Below are 26180 nucleotides of genomic sequence, written 5' to 3'. Positions count from 1 at the left end.
ATTGTGATCGACGATATAAAAATGGAAAAATCAAAGGAAGAGGCATTCAGGCAGCAAAAAAGGGGGGCTGTCGGGGAAAATAGTGTGGCCCGACACATACCATGTCGGGCCTTCACCGGTGTGATGCTTAACGGCGATGGGCAAGGCGACGGACCAAACGATCCCCCGAACTTTGCACTATCTGTACCATTGCGACCAGAATAACCACGGTGCCTATCATCACCTGATCATTGAAGCGCTGATAACCGTAACGAATAGCGAGATCCCCTAAGCCACCACCGCCTATCACACCCGCCATGGATGAGAAGCCAATCAGCATCACTACCGTCAGCGTCATTCCGGCGAGAAGTGCGGGCAGGGCTTCCGGTAACAAAACCTTGCTAATCACATGCCAGGCGTTCCCCCCCATTGAAAGAATGGCTTCAATACGCCCTTTGTCTACTTCATCTAATGCACTTTCCACGATACGAGCAAAAAAAGGAAAGGCACCAATAGTAATGGGAACAATCGCTGCTGTACTCCCTAATGTGGTGCCAACAATAATCCTGGTAAAGGGGATCATGGCTATCAGTAACACGATAAAAGGGAGTGAACGCCCCACGTTAATGATACTTCCAAGTAATCGGTTTAAACGTACTGCGGGCAGAACACCATCCCGACGCGTGATAAAGAGCAGTACCCCCAAAGGTAAGCCAATGGCAATAGTGAACAGTGCTGCCAGCGCGACCATATAGAGGGTATCCATTGTCCCATCAAGTAATAACGGCCATAAATCTTCCCAACTCAAGCGACGCATAAGATCCTCTCTTCAACGCCATGGCGGCGTAAAAATGCTTTTTCAGCTTCGCTGTTATGCAACAAAGCACTTCGTAGCCGGGAAAAAGGGTCAGTGAGCCTTTCTGACAGTGACCCACTTTCAACTAACTTACCTTTTTCCAGTAATGCGGCATGATCACAGAGGGTTTTTACTACCTCCAGCTGGTGAGTAATCAGAACAATAGTCAGACCAAGCTGGCGGTTAATATCGCCCAGCAGTGCCAGTATCGAGGCCGTTGTTTCTGGATCGAGTGCACTGGTGGCCTCATCACATAGTAGAATATCCGGGTGGGCGGCAAGTGCCCGGGCAATACCCACACGCTGTTTTTGTCCACCAGAAAGCTGGGAAGGAAAGGCCCGGGCTTTATCACTCAGACCAACTAAATCCAGCAGCTCCATGACACGCAGGCGACGTCGGTCAGCTGACATCCCCGCGATTTCTAATGGCACGGCAATATTGTCTTCAACATTACGGGCATGGATCAGGTTAAAGTGCTGGAATACCATTCCCGTACGCTGACGGTGTAAACGTAAGTCCCGTTGATTAAAGGTGGTAATATCCTGGCCGTTCATAATGATGCGGCCCGATGAGGGCCGTTCCAGTAAATTGAGACAGCGGATCAGTGTACTTTTTCCTGCGCCGCTGCGACCCAGAATGCCATAGATAGCTCCTTTCGGTACGATCAGGCTAATATCATCAAGCGCCGGTTGGCCTTCTCCAGCATACACTTTACTCAGCCGCTCAAGGGTAATCATGGCTTGTGGGCAACCGGGATGACGGAGTTGTTATACTGACGGGTAATAAAATCAGCAGTTGCTTTCGACTCTAAATCTTTGGCGAGTGCCTTGATTCGTGGATCATTTGCCAGCTCAGGCGTTGTCACCAGCAGATTAGCGTAAGGGTTATTTGTTGCACTCTCGAGCGCCAGTGCATCTTTGGCCGGCACTAAACCCGCTTCCAGGGCGTAGTTACCATTAATAATCCCGAGATCAACATCATCGAGAGAGCGTGGTATCTGCGGGGACTCAACTTCAATGATTTTCAGGCCTTTAGGATTGCTGGCAATATCCTTTGGTGTCGCCAGTTGGGAAGCCGCATCCTTGAATTCAGGTTTTAAGGTAATCAGTCCCTTATCCTGCAGCAAATAGAGGCCACGACTCAGGTTGGTCACGTTATTCGGAATAGCGACCGTGGCCCCATTGGGGATCTCATCGAGTGATTTATATTTTCTTGAATACACACCAAAAGGTTCTACATGCACGGTTGCCGCCACGACGAACTTCTTACCTAATGCTTTTTCCTGATCCCGTAAATAAGGTAAGTGCTGGAAGTAGTTGGCATCAACATCGCCGTTAGCCAGTAATTCATTGGCATTGATACCGTTACTGAGTTCAATGACTTTTAGCTTATTGGCGGGGTCTTCTTTCTGCACAAAGGCAAGAATTTCTGAGTGGGGCACTGGGTCTGCAGCAACCCGTAATGCATCAGCAGCCTGAGCCGCAAAAGCAAAGGAGAGTGACAGAGCGATACTGGCTAACGTAAATGAAGTTCTTTTCATCATAATATTCCTTATGCTTAAGCGAGTGTATTTTCAGTGGTTTTTTTAATCACTTCTGGATAGTAACGTTCTGCAACATCCGGGTGCGAACGCAGGCGGCCCTTCAGGTAGTTCCAGCCAACATCACGCAATAGTGGGTTCTGGGGATCGCTTTCTGGCCCTTGGGCTTCACGTGACAGGGCTTCTGGTAACGCATAAACAGGAACCACGGCATCCAGTTGTGCTCCCAGGAAAAAGGCAATAGAGAGTCGTTCCTGACTGGCGGGTGGCGAGACAACTCGGTGCACAGTTGCGCGCAGGTATCCATTGGTTGCCAGTTCTAATAGCTCTCCGATGTTGACGACAAAACTGCCTGGTAGAGGCCTGGCATCAACCCAGTTCCCTGGGGAAACTTCAACCTGCAAGCCTTTCTGATCATCTTGCAATAAGAAGCTCAGGAAACCTGAATCTTTGTGCGCACCAACCCCCTGATTGCTCTGAGTACCTTGCTGGCCGGGGTAGCGAATGAGTTTGATATGTTCATTGGGTTCGGAGCCATAGAGTTGATCAAAGGCATTTTCCGGCAGGTGTAAAGCCTCAGCGAAGGTTTTCAGTAGGGTCAGTGCCACTTCAGTCATCTCGCTTTGCCACTGTAAAACGGTCGTTTTCAACTCAGGCAGAGATTCTGGCCACAAGTTAGGGCCTTGTAACCGGCGCCAGGCTGGGGCATTTTCAAACAGCGTCAGCGTTTGACGTTCAGCGCCGACATCGAATTGTTCACGCCAGTCAGGCTGACCACGTGTTAATTCGCTGGCTGCACGGTTATAGCCACGAAAGTGAGGTGAGTGAATCATGGCAACAGTTTGTTTTTGTGCATCGGGCAGAGCAAAAAATTGGCGGGACTGGTGTTGAACTGCTTGCTGAAGTTCAGTGCTGATACCGTGGTTAATCAGATAGAAAAAACCAATTTCACGTGCTGCGTAACGTAACTGGCTCAGAAAGGCGGCGCGATCAGTCGGGGTGCCTTTCAGCTGGGAGAGGTCAAGAATGGGTAGCGCCAGGTCTGGATTGTTGCTCATGGTGAACTCCAAGTATAAATAAATTAGTTGAGTCAGTTGGATTTACGTCGGTACAGCAACAAGGTTGGTTCATAGTTATACCCCGCGAATAACCTGCCTATCAGAGGGCTGTGTGCTGCTTGAGTCCAAACGTATGGCGACAACAGCATCTGTAGGAATAGGTTCTAATTTATGAATAAATGCGATGAATTTACTTTGCCGTAACCGTATAAGTTCGACCAATATTGTTATCTTCTAAGCTATGCACCTGGAGGGTTCTAAGCTTTTGCTTAAATAAGAAAAAGAGCTGTAGCGGAGTGGGCATGCATCATATTGATGTGGGGGAGTAGGGAATACAAAATACTTTTTTATTAGAAATCAATTAACTATATTAATAATATTACCGCGAGTTAATTGAGCCGATCATCCCCGTTATTTGGTGGTGGGCGTATTTTTCTGTGAGTCTGTCATCCTGTGACGGGCTGAAGAGCCGAATAGTGCCTTTTCCTACTGCGAATAATCATATCCCGCTGATGCTAACAAGCTTGCTTTTCTAACTGAGTGGCTTTAAATTAATGTTACTTTATAACATAACATTCAGAGGCGTTATGCAGCAGGGCATTCATCCTGATTATCGGACCGTGGTATTTCATGACACCAGTGTTAATGAGTATTTTAAAATCGGTTCGACCATCAAAACCGACAGAGTCATTGAAATTGAAGGCGTGAGTTATCCCTATGTCACGATTGAAGTGTCATCGGCTTCTCATCCTTACTATACCGGTAAACAGAAAGTTTATGTCAATGAAGGCGGGCCAGCACGGTTCCAGCAACGTTTTGGAAATTTTTTCTCAAATAAAAAGGGGTAAACCATGCAGGTATTAAATTCGCTACGGAGTGCAAAAAACCGCCACCCCGATTGTCAGATAGTCAGACGTAAGGGGCGGCTTTATGTGATCTGTAAATCTAACCCACGCTTCAAGGCCGTTCAGGGGCGTAAAAAACGGCGTTGATGATCAGCGAGCAGCAATGGATTGCTGTTTGGTCAGTGAGAATACATCATAAAATGACAGTTCCCCTTTCCGGCTCAGCATAGTATTCAGTAATGATTTTTGTTCTTCATTGACCTGAGGGGAATGCAGGATCTTTTCAATCAGTGTAGTGGGCACATTACGAGTGTTATACCACTCACCGTTATAGCAAACTCGGAAATCGAGTACATCAATATCGCTGTAACGATAGCGCGGGTGTACATCGAAAAAGAAAAACAAGTTGAGGATAGCAAACAGGACTATCAGTAGCCAGGCAGAGCCAGCCAGCGTTTCTGATGCCAGCATAACCCACAGCGTTGCAAATAACCCAACATACATACCGATAAATAATCCTGGGTGCTTACGAATAAAACTGATACTAAAGCGTGGTCTGTTATCACGCTTTTCAGTAACGTTTAATTCTTCGATGGTATCGGTCAGCAGGCGTTGGATCTCATTCATGGTAAGCCTTTTAATGTTCAGATCTGTTCAAGTTAGACATACGACAACACTATTTTAAGAATCTCGCGTCTGACAAAAAAGTAACAGAAAGGCTAAAAAAAACCATAACAGTTGATACCGTTAGCCAAAGTAAAACTAAGGCATATTAACAGCGAATGCCATTCCACGCTCTTGTGGCACAGACCTGAATCCAGGCCACGGATAACGCATTCTGACAGGTTGTTTTTTGGAAAAACAGCCAGTTTTTTAGGCCTGATAGCCTGACAGTGGGATGGAGGTGCAGAAAAATAGAGTGCTGTAAACGTACCAAAAAACGAAAACCTAGCGAACAAATTTCCATACGGATGCGGGAATCTTATCGTAAAGCTTATTCATCGTCAGTTCAGCAAGGCGATGGTCAGCTGCGGAATAAAACACAGTAAGTTCATTATCAGATAATTCATATTTATTTTTTTCAATCACACGTTCTAACGTGTCAATTGTTTGGCACCGCCGTAAGCGCATCAAATAATCAGTTTTGGTTAAAGTTTTTTCTGTCATAAACTAGCCTTAAGTATTTTATTAATATTTTATTCTAATGAAGTATTTACAGACACGTCGTGATCCATATTAATGAGACGCTGGAACAAAAGGTGCCCTGTACCTTGCCATTTTTGAAGATTTTTTTCGTTTATACCGTAGTTACTAAACAGCATAAAGCTGTCATCAAGATATTCATCAACGAGTTCAATAAGCTTGCTATCATCGATGTACTTAATTTTATAATTGAGTACGAAGGCAGCAATGTGTTCAATCAATTCATTTAACTGCAGATGAATCACCGATGTTGGGTCATTAACCCAGCCATGGTAGCTACTGTCGAGGTTAAGCAAGCAGTCATGCCGCAGACTCTCGCACAGGAACTTCAATTGTGCAATATCATGTCGCTTTGGTGAATACTCATCCATATAACAGCTCCTTTATCGACAACAACAATAAACGTAATGCGTTGGAGTGACAAACCTAAACAGGTTAAGAACTGTGGTCGTGATTATTACATGCAGCTACATTATAAATCAATAACGATAAAATTTCATGAAATAGAGAAAGAAAATAAAACTAATGGCAATTGCACAAAAAACAACCCCCTTAATTAACTCTTTGATATTAACTTTAACTCAAATTTACAAAGAATCATCAACGGCTTCATCTACTTCTGCTACCGATAAGACGGCCTCACGGGGCTGGTTGCTTTTCATGCTGATTATTAATTGATCATTAGAAGGCGGGTACATAATTGAGAATGTTCTGAATAATATCGGGTAATAACTTTTTATTACCTAAAGGATGTACAGAATTGATTACAGGCTGGGCTTGGCGATAAATATTAAGAGCGTTAATCCCAGAGCTGAATAAGATTAACATTATTCATAACAGACAGGTTAAGGCCGTGGAATAACACCCACGGCCTTGTCGTTAGTTACTTTTTATGTTCAACGGGATGCGCGTGTTCAATATCTTCGCTTTTACGGCTAAAGCGACGACGAACGACCACAAAGAACACCGGCACAAAGAAGATGGCGAGGACGGTTGCAGTAACCATACCCCCCATGACCCCTGTACCTACTGCGTTCTGTGCACCACTACCTGCCCCGTTACTGAGCACCAGCGGCATAATCCCGAGGATAAATGCCAGTGATGTCATCAGAATCGGACGCAGACGCATACGAACGGCTTCAAGCGTTGCTTCCACCAGTCCTTTGCCTTCTTTTTCCATCAGGTCTTTAGCGAATTCAACGATAAGTATCGCATTCTTCGCCGACAGGCCAATGGTTGTAAGGAGACCCACCTGGAAGTATACGTCATTGGTCAGGCCACGCAGCATGGTCGCCAGTAAGGCGCCAAATACCCCGAGCGGAACAACCAGCATAACGGAGAAGGGTATTGACCAGCTTTCATACAACGCAGCCAGACACAAGAAGACGACGATGAGTGAAATGGCATACAGGGCAGGTGCCTGGTTACCCGACAGACGTTCCTGATACGACATGCCCGTCCAGTCGTAACCGATACCAGCTGGCAACTTGGCAGAAAGCTCCTCCATCATCAACATGGCTTCACCTGTACTCTTACCTGGTGCAGCCTGGCCCAAAATTTCCATGGATGGCAGACCGTTATAACGCTCCAGTCGAGGTGAACCGTATTCCCAGCGAGAAGTAGTAAATTCTGAGAATGGCACCATCTGACCCGATGAACTGCGTACGTACCATTTACCAATATCAGATGGCAACATACGGTAAGGCGCATCAGCCATGACATAAACACGTTTCACACGGCCACGGTCGATAAAGTCATTCACATAACTTCCGCCCCAGGCTGAACTCAGTGTGGTATTAATGTCACTAATAGACAGGCCCAGTGCTTGCGCTTTTTCCTGATCCACTTCAATTTTGAACTGTGGCGTATCTTCCAGACCATTTGGACGCACACCCACTAACATATCCGGGTGTTGAGCCGCCATGCCAAGCAACTGATTACGTGCCTGGGTTAATTGCTCATGGCCAAGGTTAGCCTGATCAATTAGCTCAAAGTCAAAGCCCGTTGCCGTACCGAGCTCAACAATCGCTGGCAGGTTAAAGGCGAAGACCATGGCATCCCTGATTTTCGACAGTGCCGCATTCGCTCTTGCCGCAATAGCCGGAACTTTGTTCTGGGCGCCAGGACGCTCATCCCAGTTTTTCAGTGAGATAAATGCCAGGCCTACGTTCTGACCACGACCAGAGAAGCCGAATCCGTTAACGGTAAATACTGAGTTAACATTGTCTTTCTCTTTGGTCAGATAGTAGTTGTTCACCTCATTCAGCACTTTCTGGGTTCGCTCCTGAGTCGCACCAGCAGGAAGCTGTACCATAGACAACAGTACACCCTGATCTTCATCAGGTAAGAAAGAGCTGGGCAAGCGAATGAACATCAATGCCATGCCGGCAACCAGAATCACATACAGCACTAAATAACGACCTGTGCCGCGCAAAATTCTGCCAACACTGTCGGTATAATGATGTGTGCTCTTCTCGAACATATTGTTAAACCAGCCGAAGAAGCCTTTCTTATGCTCATGACCCGGCTGAATAGGTTTCAGCATCGTTGCACAGAGTGCAGGGGTCAGGATCATTGCGACCAGTACCGAAAGGACCATGGCGGAAACGATAGTTATCGAGAACTGACGATAGATAGCCCCAGTAGACCCACCGAAGAAAGCCATTGGGATAAATACCGCAGACAGAACCAAGGCGATACCAACCAGAGCGCCCTGAATCTGTCCCATGGATTTATAGGCAGCTTCTTTGGGCGATAGCCCCTCTTCAGCCATCACACGCTCGACGTTTTCAACGACGACGATGGCATCATCCACCAGCAAACCTATTGCCAGCACCAATGCAAACATCGTGAGGGTGTTTATCGTATAGCCAAAGATAGCAAGGATGGCAAACGTCCCGAGGATAACCACGGGTACTGCAATGGTTGGAATCAGTGTTGCACGGAAGTTCTGCAAGAACAGATACATGACCAGGAATACCAGTAAAATGGCTTCCAGCAGTGTTTTTACCACTTCATTAATAGAGATCTTAATGAACGGGGTTGTATCATAGGGATAAACCACTTCTAGCCCGGAAGGGAAGAAAGGTTCCAGTTTGGTTATTGTATCGCGCACCGCTTTGGCTGTATCGAGTGCGTTGGCACCCGTTGCCAGCTTGATACCTAAACCTGATGCAGGTTTACCATTATAACGTGCTATTACGTCATAGCTTTCTGCACCGAGTTCAACTTTCGCCACATCTCGCAGTAATACACGGGATCCATCAGTGTTAACCTTCAGCAGAATTTTGCTGAATTCATCCGCTGATGTCAGACGCGTCTGGGCGATAATCGAAGAGTTAAGTTCCTGACCTTTGACTGGTGGTGTGCCACCCAGCTGACCCGCAGCGACCTGGGCGTTCTGCGCTTTAAGAGCAGTCACCACATCAAGAGGGGTCAGATTGTAGGTGTTCAGCTCATGGGGGTTAAGCCAGATACGCATGGCGTACTGCGAACCAAACAGCTGTACATCACCGACACCGCTAGTACGGCTAATAGGGTCTTTAACCGTTGCGCTGAGGTAATCAGAAATATCCTCCTGAGCCATGGTGCCGTCGGTATTGATCATACCAAGAACCATTAAAAAGCTACTGGACGACTTTTCGACACTCACACCCTGCTGCTGAACTTCTTGAGGAAGTAATGGCATGGCAAGCTGGAGTTTATTCTGAACTTGAACCTGTGCGATATCCGCATCGGTATCTGCGTTAAAGGTTAACGTAATTTGTACGGTGCCCGAAGAGTCACTGGCAGAGGACATATACATCAGGCCATCAAGGCCATTCATATTCTGCTCTATAACCTGTGTGACTGAATCCTGCACCGTTTTTGCATCCGCACCGGGATAGGTTGCCGAAATTGTTACTGCTGGGGGCGCAATGGTTGGATATTGCGCGACGGGAAGCTTCATAATCGCAAGCAACCCAGCCAGCATCATAATTATGGCGATAACCCAGGCAAAAATAGGGCGATCGATAAAAAACTTAGCCATGCCTTAACGGCTCCTGTTTAAGTTAAGACTTCTACTATCCAGACTACTCACCGGTCGGGGGCTGCTATTTACCTTCATTGCTGTCAGTCACTTCTTGTGCATCAACTTGAATACCCGGTTTTACTTTCTGCAGGCCACTAATAATGACACGATCGCCATCCTGTAACCCTGAAGTGACGAGCCATTTGTTACCAATTGCAGCCCCGGTGGTCAGTTGACGAACCTCGACTTTATTTTCTTTATCCACAATCATCGCAGACGCATCACCGCGTGGAGTACGGGTAACACCCTGTTGCGGAACCAAAATAGCCGTTGGATTGACACCTTCTTCCAGTTCAGCACGTACAAACATACCTGGCAGTAGAGATTTGTCCGGGTTAGGGAATACCGCACGCAGGGTAATAGACCCTGTGGACTGATCAACCGTAACTTCGGAGAATTCCAGTGTCCCTTCCTGTTTGTAAGCCGTACCATCATTAGTCACAAGCTTAACTTTAGCCCGGCCATTTTCCTGCTTCAGTTTGCCGTCAGCCAGTTCTTGCTTTAAACGCAGAAACTCCCCACTGGACTGAGTGACATCGACGTAAATAGGGTCGATTTGCTGAACCGTTACTAACGCATTAGCCTGACCACTGGTGACCAGAGCCCCCTCAGTTACAGAAGAGATGCCTGTACGGCCACTAATCGGGGAGGTCATTTTTGTGTAAGCCAGGTTGATACGGGCACTTTCAAGAGCTGCTTTGGCTGCTACAACGGCGGCATTAGCTTGCTGGGCATTAGCAACAGCTTGATCGTAATCCTGCTGACTAATGTATTGAGTACCCAGTAATTTCTGATAGCGCTTGACGGTAAGCTGCATGATGTTGGCATTGGCTTGTGCTTTAACCAGATCACCATTGGCGCTATTGTAAGCAGCCTGATAAGGGGCGGGATCGATCTGGTAAAGTGAAACACCAGCCTGGACATCGCTACCTTCGGTGAAATTACGTTTAAGAATGATACCGCTCACCTGTGGGCGCACTTCCGCAATACGATAAGCGCTGGTACGCCCGGGAAGTTCATTGGTTATTTGCAAAGGTTCGCTTTTCAAAGTCACCACACCCACATTAGGTGCAGGCGGCGCACTTTGTTGGTTTTCTTTCTCGTTACATCCTGTAAGCACTAAGCTGCCTGAAAGCATCAGAACGGCCGCCAGAGGCGTAAACCCTCTGTTTTTGTTCATATGTAAACCTCAAGTGTCCGAATTCAACGTTAATTCAATGGAGCAAATGCCCACAATCCCACTACATATATTTATCTTCACGTCATACTATGGTACATACATTCACAAATGTATGTAAATCTGACGCTCGCATATTCACCGACATATGGCACGAAAAACTAAAGCACAAGCACTTGAAACTCGTCAGCATATTCTTGACGTAGCGATAATTCTGTTTTCTCAGCACGGTGTCTCTGCAACCTCACTGGCTGACATCGCCTATGCAGCGGGTGTCACGCGTGGTGCAATTTATTGGCATTTCAAAAATAAATCAGAGTTATTCAACGAAATATGGAAACTTACAGAATCCAGTATCGGTGATCTTGAACTTGAGTATCAGGCAAAATACCCGGATGATCCACACACTGTTCTCAGAGAGTTACTCATTTATATCCTACAGGCAACGGTTTCAGAAGAGCGCCGACGCCTGATGACGGAAATTATTTTCCATAAGTGCGAATTTGTTGGTGAACTCAGCGTGTTACGACAGGCGCGTCGTACGCTTTATATGGAAGGCAATGAGCGTATTGAAGCAAGTTTACAACGCTGCATTGATGCGGGCTCGTTCCCCACGCAGCTGAACCTTTCTTATGCCGTGATTACGTTACGTAGCTATATTACAGGCTTAATTGAAAACTGGCTAATTGCGCCAGACAGCTTTGACCTCTATGGAAATGCACCTGATTATATTGATATTTTATTGGAAACGTTCCAGTGTAGCACCACGCTATGCCGACCAGTGAAAACTCCGCCGCCACAGTAACGGGGCAATGGCCAGGGGGGTTATTCCTGCGCCTGTTTTTGTAAAAAATCCTGTCGAACTATCTCTAAGGCTTTTAGCACGGTCTCGGTTGAGATTGCATGTTGTTCCAGCAGCATAATTAAATCCACTGCCAGTTTGACTTCATCAGGTGCATTGTCCAGTGACATTCTTCTTCCTTATATAAGTGCGTTATACCAGGCCCCGTTCCTGACGTTCAATTGCGCGTTCAATGCGTGCCAGTGCCTGACGGCAACGTTGTAATCGACCTTCAAGAGCGAGGATTTCTCGCTGTAATTTTTGCTGTCCGGCGAGGGTTGTTTGTTGTGAGTGCTGGCTTTCCCTGTCATTAATCATCGCCTGTAGGCGGCGTTCATAGCCTTGAGTGGTAGCCAGTTGCTGATAGAAATTCTCTGCTTCCGGTTGCTGACGCTCACGTTTACGCAGGTCCGTGGTTGCCAGCTCCCGTTGCAGTGCCGCTAGCTGTTCGACCAGTTTTTCAGCCAGAAATGCAACGAGCTCTGTTCTTGACTGTTCAACACTGTGCTGAAGCTGATTCATATTATCCTGAACCTCCAGCAGATAATCTTTTAATTGTGTGCCACGGGTTGCGAATAACTTTCTGTCAAAGCGAGCCTGGGAGGCCCGCAGTGCAGCCACGGGTTCAATGGCCTGTGCAAGTTCTTCAATACGGGTACGCAACATCTGTAACAGTGAAGTGGAATACACCCATCAACCTCTCTAGGATATTTTCGATCATATTCAATGGAATATTAAACGCATTTTGGGCGCGTTTAGCTTTATAATTAACCCAAGTTTGGTCTCTTTGGCACTTTTTTACGTGTATGGCGGAGGCGTAAAAATAATTAGCCTTACCAACAAAGTTGCAATTATTGCCGCCAGGAAGTAAATTCGAGCGTTTTTGGGCACGGGTGCGATGGTTTAATTACCACCAGTTTCAATCAGTGAACTGAAAACGCACCCTGATTAGTATCATGTTTTTAGCAGGCATAAACCGATGACCGCGACCTTGCAGCAGCTTGAGTATCTCAAAAACAGTATCAAAAGCGTCCAGGATTACCCTAAACCCGGGATCTTGTTCCGTGACGTTACCAGCTTACTGGAAGATCCGAAAGCTTACGCCCTCAGTATTGAATTGTTAGTTTCACAATTTAAAGACGCTGGTATCACCAAAGTTGTGGGTACGGAAGCACGTGGCTTCCTGTTTGGTGCCCCCGTGGCACTGGGACTCGGAGTAGGATTTGTTCCAGTGCGCAAGCCTAAAAAACTACCACGTCCAACACTGAGTGAAAGCTATGAGCTTGAATATGGCACTGATACGCTGGAAATCCATAGTGATGCCATTCAAGCTGGCGACAAGGTGCTGGTCGTTGATGATTTGCTGGCAACCGGCGGTACGATTGAAGCCACCGTCAAACTGATTCGCCGTTTGGGTGGGGATGTCACTGACGCCGCTTTTGTGATTAATCTCTTTGATCTTGGGGGCGAGCAGCGCCTTGAGAACATGGGCCTTAAAATCTTTAGCCTGGTGCCATTCCCGGGCCACTGAGTTTTTATCCCGTTAAAGAGTGACAAGCCTTGCTCGCCCATCGGGTAAGGCTTGTGATAGCATGGCTCTTTTGACTCACTTTTCCCGCGAATCAGAGCCGAATCCCAGATGAGCTACCAGGTCTTAGCCCGTAAATGGCGCCCACAAACTTTTGCTGATGTTGTTGGCCAGCAACATGTCCTGACCGCATTAGCGAATGGTTTGACGCTGGGCCGAATTCATCATGCCTACCTTTTTTCCGGTACCCGTGGGGTTGGAAAAACCTCGATTGCCCGCTTACTTGCAAAAGGTCTGAACTGTGAAACAGGGATCACGGCAACCCCATGCGGGGTCTGTGATAATTGCCGCGAAATAGAACAAGGGCGATTTGTTGACCTGATAGAGATAGATGCCGCATCACGCACAAAAGTTGAAGATACGCGTGACCTACTGGACAATGTGCAGTACGCACCCGCCAGGGGGCGTTTTAAAGTCTATCTGATTGATGAAGTTCACATGCTTTCGCGCCACAGCTTTAATGCGTTGCTAAAAACGCTGGAAGAGCCACCTGCGCATGTGAAATTTTTGCTGGCGACCACAGATCCGCAGAAACTGCCCGTGACAATACTGTCCCGCTGTCTGCAATTTCACCTTAAAGCACTGGATGTTGATCAAATTGGTCAGCAACTGGAATATATTCTCGATAAAGAAAATATCGCTCATGATACCCGTGCTATCCAGCTCCTGGCCCGTGCAGCCGACGGCAGCTTGCGCGATGCATTAAGCTTGACAGATCAAGCCATCGCCAGCGGTGATGGGGAGGTGACTGCCGCAGCGGTCAGTTCCATGCTTGGAACTCTGGATGACAGCCAGGCGCTTGGTCTGATTGAAGCCGTCGTTCAGGCTGATGGCCAGCGGGTGATGTCACTGCTCAATGATGCCGCTTCACGCGGTGTTGAATGGGAAAGTTTACTGGTAGAGATGTCCTCTCTGTTGCACCGACTTGCCATGATTCAGCTGTCACCTGCGGCACTGGGCAACGACATGGTCGCGATTGAAGCACGAATGCGTGAACTGGCTCGCTCCATTCCACCAACGGATCTGCAACTCTATTATCAGACCCTGCTGATTGGTCGCAAAGAGCTGGCCTGGGCACCTGATCGTCGTATGGGTGTTGAAATGACGCTATTACGCGCTCTTGCTTTCCACCCACAGAAACCATTACCTGAGCCTGAAGTCGATCCACTGCCATCTTCGATGATCAGCCCAGTGGTTCCGCCAGTGTCAGCCATGACAAGCCAGCCAGGGGCTGTGGCATCACAACAGGCACAAATGGCACCGGCTCGCGAAGCACCACCATTACCGAACAGTACCAGTCAGATATTGCAGGCACGTAATCAACTGCAGCGGCAGCAAGGGGCCGATAAACCAAAAAAGAGTGAGCCGGCGGCGCAAAATGTAGCGCGGCCGGTGAAACTTTCCGCGGCCGAAAGACTGGCATCAGTGGCTGATCGTATCCAGGCCTCATCAGCTTCCACCGTTACTGCCCCGGCAGCAGAGGTAAAACCAGAAGCTTATCGCTGGATATCACAAGTGGTCAGTGAAGAGGTCACCAGCCCAGTGGCGACCCCAAAAGCACTAAAAAAAGCGCTTGAGCATGAAAAAACCCCAGAACTGGCGCAAAAGCTAGCATGGGAAGCGACGCAACGTGACAGTTGGTCGGCGGAAATTGATAAGCTACAATTACCAAAACTGGTACAGCAACTGACGTTAAATGCCTGGAAAGAGCAAAATGAGGCACAGATTTGCTTACATTTGCGTCCTGCTCTGCGGCATTTGAATTCTCCTGGAGCCCATAAAGTGCTCACCGAAGCACTTTCCCAGCTTCAGGGGGAGTCCATTGAATTAACGATTGTTGAAGATGATGATATGACGCAGCGTACCCCACTGGAATGGCGTCAGGTTATCTATGAAGAGAAACTGGAACAGGCTCGTGATTCTTTGAATAGTGACCATAATATTCAAATAATAAAAAGATTCTTTGATGCCGTACTGGATGAGGATAGTATTCGCCCTGTTTAATGTGTCGCTTTGCTGGCGGCATTGTGTAAACCCCTGATAGCCACACTCGCATGATGCGAACAATGGCCCGACGAAAGAGAGATTATTATGTTTGGAAAAGGCGGTCTGGGTAACCTGATGAAGCAGGCCCAGCAGATGCAGGAAAAAATGGCTGAAGCTCAAGAAGAGATCGCCAAAATGGAAGTCACCGGAGAATCAGGTGCCGGGCTGGTTAAAGTCACCATTAATGGTGCTCATAACTGCCGTCGCGTGGAAATTGATCCAAGCCTGATGGAAGATGACAAAGAGATGGTAGAAGACCTGGTCGCTGCCGCATTTAATGATGCTGCCCGTCGTATCGGTGAAGCACAAAAAGAAAGAATGGCGGGTGTTTCCAGTGGTATGCAATTACCACCAGGCTTTAAAATGCCATTCTGATTCTTGCCAGAAGACATTCTGTCTTTAGCGAATTACCTGAAAGCGGAAACGATGTTTCCGCTTTCTCTTTTTTATCGTGTCCCCTGACAGAGACAGTACTTGAGAAACAGGTCTGTTTGCTTAGTGGTTAGCCTGTTATCAGTGGGGTAGGGTGAGCCCTTTCCTGCTCGGTAAAGAACTGTAGTGCACGTTCACCCGCGTCGTCTATCGGGAAGTAGACCAGCAGGCGTGAACCGTTACGTGGCGCAGAAAACCAGTTGACTTGCTGCATACCAAAACTGCCAATTTGCGGGTGAACGTACTGTTTTATATGATTTTCAATGCTGCGTATTTCGTAACGTTTATCCCATAAGGCTTTAAATTCAGAAGAAGCGCTAAAGAATTGCGCCAGCAACGTTTCCCAGCGGGGATCATCACGGTGCTCAGTGATCCCGGCACGAAATAAGCCGACAAATCGAGGCAGCAGGGATTCATTGTGCTCAATTCGGCTCCGCCAGGTTTCATTGGTCAGGTACTGATAAATACAGTTACGTTCCTCGACCGGTACCTTATCTAAATCGACGCCCAGCATATGACAAAAATGGCGGTTATAACCGAGAATGTCGAAATTGGGCTTCTGAATACTGGCAGGATTGGGCATCAAAGCATCCAGTGTCCGACGTGAGGCAATACTCAGGCCTTCACAATAGGCTCCCTCTGGCGAGTCTGACGGCGGCAGTCCTGCCAGAATAAACAGGTAACGTGCTTCCGCCGGGGAGCATTGCAGGGCGGTGGCAATTGCCGTCATGGCATTGGCTGATGGGTTAACTTCACGTCCTTGCTCAAGCCAGGTATACCAGGTCACGCCAATATCAGCCAGCTGGGCGACCTCTTCCCGGCGTAACCCCGGAGTCCGGCGCCGACCACTGCGTGGCAATCCAAGGCGTTCTGGATCAAGACTCTCACGGCGGGTACGAAGAAAAGAAGCTAATAATTGCCGACTGTCATCCAGCATCCTGCCATGGGGCTCTGATTGAGTGATATTCATCGCAAATTTCCTAAGATAGCAGTCACAATACCAGTATAACCAAGAACTGGTACCCGGTTAAGTGATCGGGGATGCTACGTGGGTATCCTGAACTATGCAATGGAGTTTTTTATGACCCACTCGCCTGTATCACCGGGCCGTGCTGGCCTTTTTCTGTTATTGACGGGGCAAATGTTACCGCTGATCGATACTTCGATAACCAATGTTGCTCTTGACTCAATCACTCAGTCACTGGGAACCACGGCGACTCAACTGGAACTGATCGTCGCACTGTATGGTGTGGCGTTTGCTGTCAGCCTGGCCGTGGGCAGCAAACTTGGGGACAACTACGGGCGTCGCTACATCATGTTATGGGGGGTCGCTATTTTTGGTATTGCTTCATTCCTGTGTGGTATTTCCGGTTCAGTTAATGAACTGCTGGCGGCCCGCATATTACAAGGTTCAGGAGCTGCCCTAATCGTGCCGCAGATCCTCGCAACATTACATGTGACGTTGAAAGGTACGGCACATGCCCGGGCTATTAGCCTGTATGGGGGGATTGGAGGGATTGCTTTTATCATTGGTCAAATGGGCGGCGGCTGGCTGGTTTCAGCCGATATTGGGGGGTTAGGCTGGCGTAATGCCTTCTTCATTAATGTGCCGATCTGCCTGCTGATTTTATTATTTAGCCGGTCCTGTATTCCGGAAACGCGCAGTGATATCCCCTCGCGCATTGACTGGCAAGGCACTGTTCTGTTGGCTGCACTGCTTTGCTGTTTGCTGTTTCCCCTCGCTTTAGGGCCTGAGTTACACTGGCCTGGTCTGCTTCAGGGAATGTTGGTCGCGATATTACCACTCGGTTATTTGATGCGTCTGGGTGCCTTGCGCCAGCAACAGCGCGGGCTCCAGCCCCTGTTACCCCCCAGATTGCTGAAACTGGCCAGTATTCGCTTTGGGTTATGGATTGCTTTATTGTTCTTCTCTTGCTGGTCGGCCTTTATGTTCTGTATGGCACTGACTCTCCAGTCTGGAATGGGCATGGCACCCTGGCAGTCCGGAAATAGCTTTATTGCCCTGGGGGTATCCTATTTTCTGTCCGCCTGGTTTGCCCCAAGGCTGATTGCTCGCCATTCTCTGGGTGCTATCTTGCTGTCGGGAATTGGCGTGCAGATTGCAGGGCTGCTCGTACTGATGATCACGCTCTACTCTCTTGGCGAACAAGCGGGGGCGCTGGCCATTGCCCCTGGAACGTTGCTGATCGGTTATGGGCAGGCACTAATAGTGAATAGTTTTTATCGGGTTGGGATGCGTGACATCAATGCCAATGATGCGGGAGCCGCCAGTGCGATTCTGAGCACCTTACAGCAGGCGACTGTGGGGCTGGGGCCGGCAGTACTGGGGGCATTATTTTTGCATTTCCAGCATAACAACGGCGGTAACTATCCTCTGGCAATGGTAGGTTTCCTTGGAGTGGAAGTGTTCTTGATGCTGATGCTAGGGGGGATTGCCCTGATCCGTCGCCAGACACTGTCAGGGATGACAACACAGCTAAGGTAGGCAGAATGGTGAGGGCAACGGTAGTCCCCCCGTTGTCCTCTAAGAACATCAAGCGGGTTAATCTTTTGCTATCGTAATCACGCAGATGATACGCTAGGGGCCACTTTGTTTTACGATAGTTGAACCATGCAAACCAGCCCGTTACTTACAGCTCTGATGGAATCGTTACGTTGCCTGCCTGGTGTCGGGCCCAAATCTGCCCAGCGTATGGCTTTTACCCTGCTACAACGTGATCGCAGTGGGGGCATGCGCCTGGCACAGGCTTTAACCCGCGCCATGTCAGAAATTGGTCACTGTGCCGACTGTCGTACTTTTACCGAGCAAGAAGTCTGCGCCATTTGTTCAAATCCTCGTCGTCAGGAAAATGGCCAGATTTGTGTGGTAGAAAGCCCCGCGGATATTCATGCCATTGAGCAGACTGGTCAATTCTCTGGACGCTATTTTGTGCTGATGGGGCACCTTTCCCCCCTTGATGGCATTGGGCCGAATGATATCGGCCTGGACAGGCTGGAAGCGCGTTTAGCCAGTGAGACAATTAAAGAAATTATTTTAGCAACGAATCCCACCGTTGAAGGGGAGGCCACCGCTCACTATATTGCCGAACTTTGTGCGCACCATGGTGTTGAGGCGAGTCGCATTGCTCATGGTGTACCGGTGGGGGGGGAACTTGAAATGGTGGATGGGACGACCCTTTCTCATTCCTTGCTGGGGCGTCATAAAATTCAGTTTTAGTTTTTTCACCGGCAACCCGCCTCTTGGCGCAGATTGACTTCCTGTCACCGGAAAATACGCCGTTAATCTGCTGCCTGACTGAAATATTAGGGTTTTTTGTTCGCCAACGGTTGAAATGGCACAAATCGTTACCATATCTTCCTCAACGTTTGTGCAACCCCCATTCGATTTGTTGAGGTATCAATGACCATGAAAGGACAAGAGACTCGCGGCTTTCAGTCTGAAGTAAAACAGCTTCTGCACCTGATGATCCACTCTCTCTATTCAAATAAAGAGATTTTCCTGCGTGAACTGATCTCCAACGCTTCCGATGCTGCCGATAAATTACGTTTTCGTGCGCTGTCAGACACCGCACTGTACGAAGGTGATGGTGAGTTACATGTACGCGTATCATTTGATAAAGATAAGCGTACTCTGACGATTGCAGATAACGGCATTGGTATGACCCGTGATGAAGTGATTGATAATCTGGGGACCATCGCTAAATCAGGAACCAAATCCTTCCTTGAATCTATCGGCTCCGATCAGGCTAAAGACAGCCAGCTGATTGGTCAGTTCGGGGTCGGCTTCTACTCGGCCTTTATTGTGGCCGACAAAGTCACTGTACGTACCCGTGCTGCCGGTGCGAGTGCGGATGAAGGGGTATTCTGGGAGTCTGCTGGTGAGGGTGACTATACCATTGCTGATATCACTAAAGCGGACCGTGGTACCGAAATTACCTTACACCTGCGCGAAGGTGAAGATGAATTCCTTGATGACTGGCGTCTGCGGTCTGTCATCAGCAAATATTCCGACCATATTGCTCTGCCGGTAGAAATTGAACACCAGGAAGAGAATGATGGCGAAACTGTGATTAGCTGGGAAAAAATCAACAAAGCGCAAGCTTTGTGGACACGCAGTAAGTCAGAAGTCAGTGACGAAGAGTACAACGAATTTTACAAGCATATTTCCCATGATTTTACTGATCCACTGATTTGGAGCCATAACCGTGTCGAAGGGAAGCAGGAGTATACCAGCCTGCTGTATATCCCCTCCCATGCGCCATGGGATATGTGGAACCGCGATCATAAACACGGCTTGAAACTGTATGTACAGCGTGTGTTTATCATGGATGACGCAGAGCAGTTCATGCCTAATTACCTGCGTTTCGTTCGTGGCTTAGTGGACTCCAATGATCTGCCTCTTAACGTCTCACGTGAAATTTTACAAGACAGTCGCGTGACACAAAATCTGCGCAGTGCGTTAACCAAACGTGTGTTACAGATGCTGGAAAAACTGGCAAAAGAGGATAATGAAAAGTACCAGACCTTCTGGAAAAACTTTGGTCTGGTACTGAAAGAAGGCCCTGCGGAAGATAACGGCAACCAGCAAGCTATTGCTAAACTACTGCGTTTTGCTACCACGCATACTGACTCTTCAGAACAGACTGTATCACTGGAAGAGTACGTGGCACGCATGAAAGAAGGGCAGGAGAAGATCTATTACATCACCGCAGACAGCTATGCTGCCGCGAAGAGCAGCCCGCATTTGGAGCTGTTACGTAAAAAAGGTATTGAGGTACTGCTGCTTTCCGATCGTATCGACGAATGGATGATGAGCTATTTGACTGAGTTTGACGGTAAATCATTCCAGTCAGTCAGTAAAACCGACGCATCGCTGGAAAAACTGGCGGACGAGGAAACTGAGCAAGATAAAGAGGCAGAAAAAGCCCTGGAGCCTTTCGTCTCCCGTGTGAAAACTCTGCTGGGTGAACGTGTCAAAGAGGTACGTTTAACACATCGGTTGACGGATACGCCGGCGATTGTGACCACTGACAGTGATGACATGAGTACCCAGATGGCGAAACTGTTTGCAGCAGCGGGCCAGGACGTACCGGAAGTGAAATATATCTTTGAACTGAATCCGGATCATCCATTAGTGAAACGTACTGCAGATACCCAAGATGACGCGGCATTTAGCCAGTGGGTAGAGCTGCTACTGGATCAAGCCCTGCTGGCTGAACGAGGACAGCTGGAAGATCCTAACCAGTTTATTCGTCGAATGAACCAGCTGCTGGTATCTTAATTCCTGACAGTACTTTTTATTCCTCCTCCGCCAGGGGGAGGAATATTTCGCCAGAACATTACTATTTAACCTGCATTCACGCACTTAAACTGGCTCTCTGGTGCTCCCTTTGTTGTGATTATACCGCCTTTAGTGGTATGGTTTTCGCTCCTAATTTTATCTTTACCCTGAATCATTCAAATTGCTCCCGGATTGATAGCAAACATCAACGATATGCATAGGCAACCGTGAATTCACCGTGCTCAGGTAACGGTATTTGTCCGGGCATTTGAAACGTGATGGGTACAAATATTTAAACGTATGGAGAATTACGCAATGCGTATTATTCTGCTCGGCGCGCCGGGTGCAGGTAAGGGGACTCAGGCTCAGTTCATTATGGGGAAATACGGTATTCCGCAAATTTCTACCGGTGATATGTTACGTGCCGCGGTCAAATCTGGTTCAGAACTGGGTAATATTGCCAAAAGCATCATGGATGCGGGCAAACTGGTAACGGATGAACTGGTTATTGCTCTGGTAAAAGAACGCATTGCGCAGGAAGATTGCCGTAACGGTTTCTTGCTGGATGGTTTTCCACGTACCATTCCGCAGGCGGATGCAATGAAAGAAGCGGGCATTAACGTTGATTTCGTTCTCGAATTTGATGTGCCGGATGACCTTATTGTTGACCGTATCGTTGGCCGCCGCGTGCACGCGCCTTCAGGCCGTGTCTACCATGTGAAACACAATCCACCACAAGTTGATGGCCTTGATGACGTGACCGGCGAAGAGCTGAGTACACGTAAAGATGATCAGGAAGAGACTGTGCGTAAGCGTCTGGTTGAGTATCATCAACTGACGGCCCCATTGATTGGCTACTATCAGCAAGAAGCCCAGGCGGGTCATACTCAGTACGCGAAAATTGACGGTACGCAATCCGTTGATGCTGTTCGCACTGAACTGGAAAAAATTCTCGGTTAATCATAACGAGATGAAAACATACCAGGGGAAACTCTGGTATTTTTTTGTCTGAATTTTATCGTTGGCAGTAAGTCCTCGGCTAACCGACTATTTAGGTTACAATCAGAAGCTGTTGATCAATTGAGGGATGGTAATGAGTCAGGAAAAAATAGGCATCTTACTGGCCAATCTCGGCACGCCCAGCGCGCCAACCACAGCGGCAGTCAGACGTTATTTACGTCAATTTCTCAGTGACCGTCGCGTGGTGGATGTTCCCCGTATTATCTGGTGGCCGTTATTGCGGGGCGTTATTCTGCCCCTGCGTTCCGGGCGGGTAGCAAAGCTCTATAAATCCATTTGGATGGACGAGGGGTCTCCCCTGTTGGTCTACAGTCAGCGCCAGAAGAAAGCCCTCGCAGAGCAACTCCCGGACACGCCTGTTGCTTTAGGCATGAGCTATGGGGAGCCGTCCCTGCAGAGTGCGGTCGACGAATTAATGGCACATCAGGTAAATCACATCATTGTGTTGCCACTTTATCCACAATATTCCTGTTCGACAGTCGCGGCAGTTTGGGATGCCCTGGGCACGGTATTTGCGAAGTCTCGTAACCTTCCTGCTATTTCCTTGATTCGGGACTATGCCACGGAGCCCAGTTATATCGAAGCGCTGGCCAGCACGGTTAAACGTGCGTTTGCTGAACAGGGAGAGCCGGATATTCTGCTACTCTCCTACCACGGCATACCTCAGCGATTTGCTGATGAAGGGGATGATTACCCTCAGCGCTGTCGTGATACGACTCACGCTTTACTCAATTATCTCGGGTTGCCACCAGAAAAACTGATGATGAGTTATCAGTCCCGTTTTGGCCGTGAACCATGGTTGATGCCTTATACCGATGAAACGCTAAAAATGCTGGCAGAAAAAGGGGTTAAGCATATCCAGGTCATGTGCCCAGGTTTTTCATCCGACTGTCTGGAAACCCTCGAAGAGATGATGGTAGAGAATCGTGATGTCTTTATCGAAGCCGGTGGTGAGAAATATGAGTACATTCCAGCCTTAAACGATGCCCCGGAACATATAAAAATGATGATAACGCTGACAGAACGTTACCGCTAAATAGGATCCTGGGACGGAGAATGCTACCATTCTCCGTCTTATTGGTCAGCTTGAAACAACATCATGAAATTCCCAGGCAAACGCAAATCCAAACACTACTTCCCGGTCAATGCTCGTGACCCATTACTGAAACAAGTATCAGAAGCTGAGAATAGCTCTTCCTGGGTGGTGGGTATCGACCAGACACTGGTGGATATTGAAGCTAAAGTTGACGATGATTTTATTCAACGTTATGGACTTAGCCTTGGTCATTCATTGGTGATTGAAGATGATACTGCGGATCTTTTATACCAGGAGCTGACCCGTAATAATTTGATTACCCATCAGTTTGCGGGGGGAACTATTGGTAATACCTTGCATAACTACTCAGTACTGGCAGATGACCGTTCTGTATTATTGGGGGTAATGTGCAGCAATATTGAAATTGGCAGTTACGCCTATCGCTATCTTTGTAACACCTCCAGCCGTACTGATCTGAACTATCTTCAAGGTGTCGAAGGCGCAATTGGTCGCTGTTTTACACTAATCAGTGAACAAGGGGAACGCACCTTCGCCATCAGTCCGGGGCATATGAATAAGTTACGGGCTGAGAGCATTCCTGAAGAGATGATCGCGGGTGCTTCAGCCCTGGTTCTGACCTCTTATCTGGTCCGTTGTAAACCCGGTGAGCCTATGGCAGAAGCGACGATGCGTGCTATCAGCCTGGCAAAAAAATATGATGTTCCAGTCGTGCTGACGCTCGGCACGAAATATGTCATTGCTGAAAATCCTGAATGGTGGCAGACCTTTCTGCGCGAAAATATCTCAATCCTGGCGATGAACGAAGAAGAGGGCGAAGCCCTTACCGGTGAAAGTGATCCCTTACTGGCGGCGGATAAAGCGCTGGACTGGGTTGATTTAGTGCTCTGTACGGCGGGCCCCGTAGGGCTCTATATGGCTGGGTACACGGAAGAAAGTGCTAAACGTATCACCCAGCACCCATTGTTACCGGGGAAGATCGCGGAGTTTAATCAGTACGAGTTTAGCCGCGCCATGCGGCTGAAAGATTGCCAGCAGTCATTGAGGATCTACTCGCATATTGCGCCTTACATGGGCGGCCCGGAAAAAATCATGAACACCAATGGGGCAGGGGATGGCGCATTAGCCGCGCTGTTGCATGATATTACGGCGAATAATTACCATCGCAGTAATGTACCCAATTCCAGTAAACATCAGCATACCTGGCTCACTTACTCTTCACTGGCTCAAGTGTGTAAGTATGCGAACCGTGTCAGCTTTCAAGTGCTGAACCAACACGCTCCCCGGCTTACTCGTGGGTTACCAGAACGAGAAGACAGCCTGGAAGAGTCTTACTGGGATCGCTAAAGTGTGACGCTGTGGTTATCCATGTCCCCCGGTTTGGGGACATGGATTTATCACGGCAAGAACCTCTGACTATGACGTCAGGGCTTGTTCTTGATGCGTTGGCAGGGGCAGCATACTCAGCATGGTATTGGCTATCTCACGTTCGCCCATAACCACATGGTTGGCCCCTCGCTCGGTAATATAGTCCACTTCATCATCATAATGGGCACGGGCGATAATTTCGATATCCGGGCATTTTTCACGTGCGCAGGTGACTATCTCCCCCGCTTCGTAACCATTTGGAATGGTCAGCAACATCCAGCGAGCGCAATCCAGATGTGCCAGGTTCATTATCTCCTCGCTGGCCGCATTCCCCAGCACGGCGTTAATGCCGCGCTCGCGCAGTTCATCAACCCGATTGCGGGACATCTCAATCACTACCAGTGGTGTGCCCTGGGCAATTAACTTCTCACCCAGCAGGCGACCAACACGCCCAAAACCTACCAGTACCGCATGGTTGCAAATATCCACGGGGACCTGTATTTCGTCTTCAATTGCCTCTTCAAAGGTCTGCTCATCCAGGGTTGCTGTTTTATCCAGGTAACGCTCCAGGATAGCAAACAGAATCGGATTCAGCATGATAGAGAGAATAGCCCCTGCCAGAACCAAGTTTTGGCCTGTTTGTGGCAACAGGCCCAGCATCATGCCCAGTCCAGCAAGAATAAAGGCGAATTCACCGATTTGTGCCAGGCTGGTGGCAATGGTCAGGGCGGTACGCTGGGAGTGACCAAACATTCGCACCAAAATGAATGCAGCAAGGGATTTACCAAAGATAATGATCGCTAAGGTACCCAGCACGGCCAGCGGCTCTTCAATCAGGATTAACGGGTCAAACAACATCCCCACGGAGACAAAGAACAGGACGGCAAAAGCATCACGCAGGGGCAAGGTGTCATGGGCTGCACGGTGGCTCAATTCCGATTCGTTAAGTACCATACCCGCAAAGAATGCGCCCAAGGCAAAGGACACATCGAACAGTTCAACCGCACCAAAGGCAATACCTAGTGCCATTGCCAGCACAGACAGTGTGAACAGCTCTCGTGAACCTGTCGCGGCACTGCGAGCCAGAATCCAGGGCACCAGACGGCGGCCTACCAGCATCATCAGGGCGATAAATGCGGCGACCTTACCAATAGTGATGGCCATATCAAGACCCAGCGTGGCAAAACCAACGTCACCCTGTTCCAGCATTCCGGCGATGGCCGGTAAAAGTACCAGGGTCAGAACCATTACCAGATCTTCAACAATCAACCAGCCAATCGCTATCTGTCCTCGCTGGCTTTCTATCAATTGCCGTTCTTCAAGTGCCCTGAGCAGTACGACAGTACTGGCGGTAGACAGACAGAGACCAAATACGATACCGGTCATTAAAGACCATCCCATCATCGCGGAGAGCGCTATTCCCAGCAAGGTTGCAACGGCGATCTGTGCAATGGCGCCGGGAATAGCAATGGCCTTTACTGCCATTAAATCTTTGAGAGAGAAATGCAACCCGACACCGAACATCAGCAGAATAACGCCCAATTCTGCCAGTTCAGGTGCCAGCTTGGTGTCAGCAACAAATCCAGGTGTAAACGGGCCTGCCAGCACACCGGCTAATAGATAACCGACCAGCGGAGAGATTCGGAATTTGTTAGCAAGCATTCCTAATAAAAAAGCAAGCACAAGTCCACCAACAATGGTGGTGATAAGCGGTGTGGCGTGATGCATTCCGTCTCCTCTTGGTTTAGCCGATGATCCAAAATTCTTACGGTTAGTTTATGACAATTTACACCTAAACG

The 26180-nt window shown here is 48.4% G+C and carries 25 protein-coding genes and 1 other annotated feature; of the genes, 12 read left to right on the top strand and 13 right to left on the bottom strand.

The features are described from left to right. Positions 1-127: 127 nt before the first annotated feature. The 4 genes from JK154_RS11480 to JK154_RS11465 are packed head-to-tail and all read right to left on the bottom strand — an operon-like array spanning position 128 to position 3433. A complete protein-coding gene (locus JK154_RS11480) occupies positions 128-787 on the bottom strand; it encodes a methionine ABC transporter permease (protein ID WP_211992791.1) in 660 nt (219 codons plus the stop codon). Next, complete coding sequence (locus JK154_RS11475; protein WP_211992672.1) at positions 784-1572, bottom strand: ATP-binding cassette domain-containing protein; 789 nt, start codon at positions 1570-1572, stop codon at positions 784-786. The genes JK154_RS11480 and JK154_RS11475 overlap by 4 nt, the downstream gene beginning before the upstream one ends. Next, the gene (locus JK154_RS11470) at positions 1569-2375 is read right to left on the bottom strand and encodes a MetQ/NlpA family ABC transporter substrate-binding protein (RefSeq protein ID WP_211992790.1); all 807 of its coding nucleotides are present in this window, start codon (positions 2373-2375) and stop codon (positions 1569-1571) included. Before JK154_RS11470 ends, JK154_RS11475 begins: the two co-directional genes overlap by 4 nt. A gap of 17 nt (positions 2376-2392) precedes the next feature. Continuing rightward, positions 2393-3433, bottom strand: a complete 1041-nt coding sequence (locus JK154_RS11465) for an isopenicillin N synthase family oxygenase (RefSeq protein ID WP_211992671.1) — start codon at positions 3431-3433, stop codon at positions 2393-2395. Between the two features lie 587 nt (positions 3434-4020). Between JK154_RS11465 and JK154_RS11460 the strand changes: the two genes are divergently transcribed. Both JK154_RS11460 and ykgO read left to right on the top strand, forming a co-directional pair. Next, positions 4021-4281 (top strand): type B 50S ribosomal protein L31, encoded by a 261-nt coding sequence (locus JK154_RS11460; RefSeq protein WP_211992670.1) that lies wholly within the window; start codon positions 4021-4023, stop codon positions 4279-4281. Between the two features lie 3 nt (positions 4282-4284). After that, the gene (gene ykgO / locus JK154_RS11455; RefSeq protein ID WP_211992669.1) at positions 4285-4425 is read left to right on the top strand and encodes a type B 50S ribosomal protein L36; all 141 of its coding nucleotides are present in this window, start codon (positions 4285-4287) and stop codon (positions 4423-4425) included. Positions 4426-4428: 3 nt separating this feature from the next. Here the strand turns inward: ykgO and JK154_RS11450 are convergent, their stop codons facing one another. The 5 genes from JK154_RS11450 to JK154_RS11430 all read right to left on the bottom strand — a co-directional run bounded on the left by JK154_RS11450 (position 4429) and on the right by JK154_RS11430 (position 10733). Beyond that, complete coding sequence (locus tag JK154_RS11450) at positions 4429-4905, bottom strand: YlaC family protein (RefSeq protein WP_211992668.1); 477 nt, start codon at positions 4903-4905, stop codon at positions 4429-4431. Positions 4906-5226: 321 nt separating this feature from the next. Next, on the bottom strand, positions 5227-5445 hold the full coding sequence (locus JK154_RS11445; protein WP_211992667.1) for an HHA domain-containing protein: 219 nt from the start codon (positions 5443-5445) through the stop codon (positions 5227-5229). 29 nt (positions 5446-5474) lie between these two features. Then, positions 5475-5852, bottom strand: a complete 378-nt coding sequence (gene tomB / locus JK154_RS11440; protein WP_211992666.1) for an Hha toxicity modulator TomB — start codon at positions 5850-5852, stop codon at positions 5475-5477. A gap of 512 nt (positions 5853-6364) precedes the next feature. Further along, positions 6365-9511: a multidrug efflux RND transporter permease subunit AcrB gene (gene acrB, locus JK154_RS11435; protein WP_211992665.1), complete on the bottom strand. Its 3147-nt coding sequence runs from the start codon at positions 9509-9511 to the stop codon at positions 6365-6367. Positions 9512-9575: 64 nt separating this feature from the next. Beyond that, positions 9576-10733 (bottom strand): efflux RND transporter periplasmic adaptor subunit, encoded by a 1158-nt coding sequence (locus JK154_RS11430; protein WP_211992664.1) that lies wholly within the window; start codon positions 10731-10733, stop codon positions 9576-9578. A gap of 145 nt (positions 10734-10878) precedes the next feature. Between JK154_RS11430 and acrR the strand changes: the two genes are divergently transcribed. Then, positions 10879-11535 (top strand): multidrug efflux transporter transcriptional repressor AcrR, encoded by a 657-nt coding sequence (gene acrR / locus JK154_RS11425; protein ID WP_211992663.1) that lies wholly within the window; start codon positions 10879-10881, stop codon positions 11533-11535. Positions 11536-11555: 20 nt separating this feature from the next. Here the strand turns inward: acrR and rsmS are convergent, their stop codons facing one another. Beyond that, positions 11556-11702 (bottom strand): pleiotropic regulatory protein RsmS, encoded by a 147-nt coding sequence (gene rsmS / locus JK154_RS11420; RefSeq protein WP_211992662.1) that lies wholly within the window; start codon positions 11700-11702, stop codon positions 11556-11558. A gap of 22 nt (positions 11703-11724) precedes the next feature. Continuing rightward, a complete protein-coding gene (locus JK154_RS11415; protein ID WP_211992661.1) occupies positions 11725-12261 on the bottom strand; it encodes a primosomal replication protein in 537 nt (178 codons plus the stop codon). A 289-nt stretch (positions 12262-12550) separates the two neighbouring features. On the opposite strand from JK154_RS11415, the gene apt reads away from it, so the two are divergent. The 3 genes from apt to JK154_RS11400 all read left to right on the top strand — a co-directional run bounded on the left by apt (position 12551) and on the right by JK154_RS11400 (position 15580). Beyond that, the gene (gene apt, locus JK154_RS11410; RefSeq protein WP_211992660.1) at positions 12551-13102 is read left to right on the top strand and encodes an adenine phosphoribosyltransferase; all 552 of its coding nucleotides are present in this window, start codon (positions 12551-12553) and stop codon (positions 13100-13102) included. Positions 13103-13210: 108 nt separating this feature from the next. Beyond that, on the top strand, positions 13211-15163 hold the full coding sequence (gene dnaX / locus JK154_RS11405; RefSeq protein WP_211992659.1) for a DNA polymerase III subunit gamma/tau: 1953 nt from the start codon (positions 13211-13213) through the stop codon (positions 15161-15163). Beyond that, positions 14493-14557: a sequence feature (DnaX frameshifting element), on the top strand. It overlaps the preceding gene by 65 nt. 87 nt (positions 15164-15250) lie before the next feature. Further along, entirely contained in the window at positions 15251-15580 is a 330-nt protein-coding gene (locus JK154_RS11400) for a YbaB/EbfC family nucleoid-associated protein (protein ID WP_211992658.1), read from the top strand. 127 nt (positions 15581-15707) lie between these two features. On the opposite strand, the gene JK154_RS11395 is transcribed toward JK154_RS11400, so the two are convergent. Then, entirely contained in the window at positions 15708-16607 is a 900-nt protein-coding gene (locus tag JK154_RS11395; RefSeq protein ID WP_211992657.1) for a helix-turn-helix transcriptional regulator, read from the bottom strand. A 111-nt stretch (positions 16608-16718) separates the two neighbouring features. Between JK154_RS11395 and JK154_RS11390 the strand changes: the two genes are divergently transcribed. The 6 genes from JK154_RS11390 to JK154_RS11365 all read left to right on the top strand — a co-directional run bounded on the left by JK154_RS11390 (position 16719) and on the right by JK154_RS11365 (position 24360). Further along, on the top strand, positions 16719-18143 hold the full coding sequence (locus tag JK154_RS11390; protein WP_211992656.1) for an MFS transporter: 1425 nt from the start codon (positions 16719-16721) through the stop codon (positions 18141-18143). Positions 18144-18269: 126 nt separating this feature from the next. Continuing rightward, a complete protein-coding gene (gene recR, locus JK154_RS11385) occupies positions 18270-18875 on the top strand; it encodes a recombination mediator RecR (protein ID WP_211992655.1) in 606 nt (201 codons plus the stop codon). Between the two features lie 189 nt (positions 18876-19064). Then, positions 19065-20939 (top strand): molecular chaperone HtpG, encoded by a 1875-nt coding sequence (gene htpG, locus JK154_RS11380; RefSeq protein ID WP_211992654.1) that lies wholly within the window; start codon positions 19065-19067, stop codon positions 20937-20939. A gap of 315 nt (positions 20940-21254) precedes the next feature. Next, the gene (gene adk, locus JK154_RS11375) at positions 21255-21899 is read left to right on the top strand and encodes an adenylate kinase (protein ID WP_211992653.1); all 645 of its coding nucleotides are present in this window, start codon (positions 21255-21257) and stop codon (positions 21897-21899) included. Between the two features lie 133 nt (positions 21900-22032). Further along, positions 22033-22995: a ferrochelatase gene (gene hemH / locus JK154_RS11370; RefSeq protein WP_211992652.1), complete on the top strand. Its 963-nt coding sequence runs from the start codon at positions 22033-22035 to the stop codon at positions 22993-22995. Positions 22996-23058: 63 nt separating this feature from the next. After that, positions 23059-24360: an inosine/guanosine kinase gene (locus tag JK154_RS11365; protein ID WP_211992651.1), complete on the top strand. Its 1302-nt coding sequence runs from the start codon at positions 23059-23061 to the stop codon at positions 24358-24360. 69 nt (positions 24361-24429) lie between these two features. Here JK154_RS11365 and ybaL read toward each other — a convergent pair whose 3' ends face one another. After that, entirely contained in the window at positions 24430-26109 is a 1680-nt protein-coding gene (gene ybaL / locus JK154_RS11360) for a YbaL family putative K(+) efflux transporter (RefSeq protein ID WP_211992650.1), read from the bottom strand. Between the last annotated feature and the right edge of the window lie 71 nt (positions 26110-26180).

The organism is Citrobacter sp. JGM124 (assembly GCF_018257795.1).
Lineage (GTDB): Bacteria > Pseudomonadota > Gammaproteobacteria > Enterobacterales > Enterobacteriaceae > JGM124.
The sequence above is the reverse complement of the archived record's forward strand: the minus strand, read 5'-3'. Positions and strand labels throughout refer to the sequence as shown.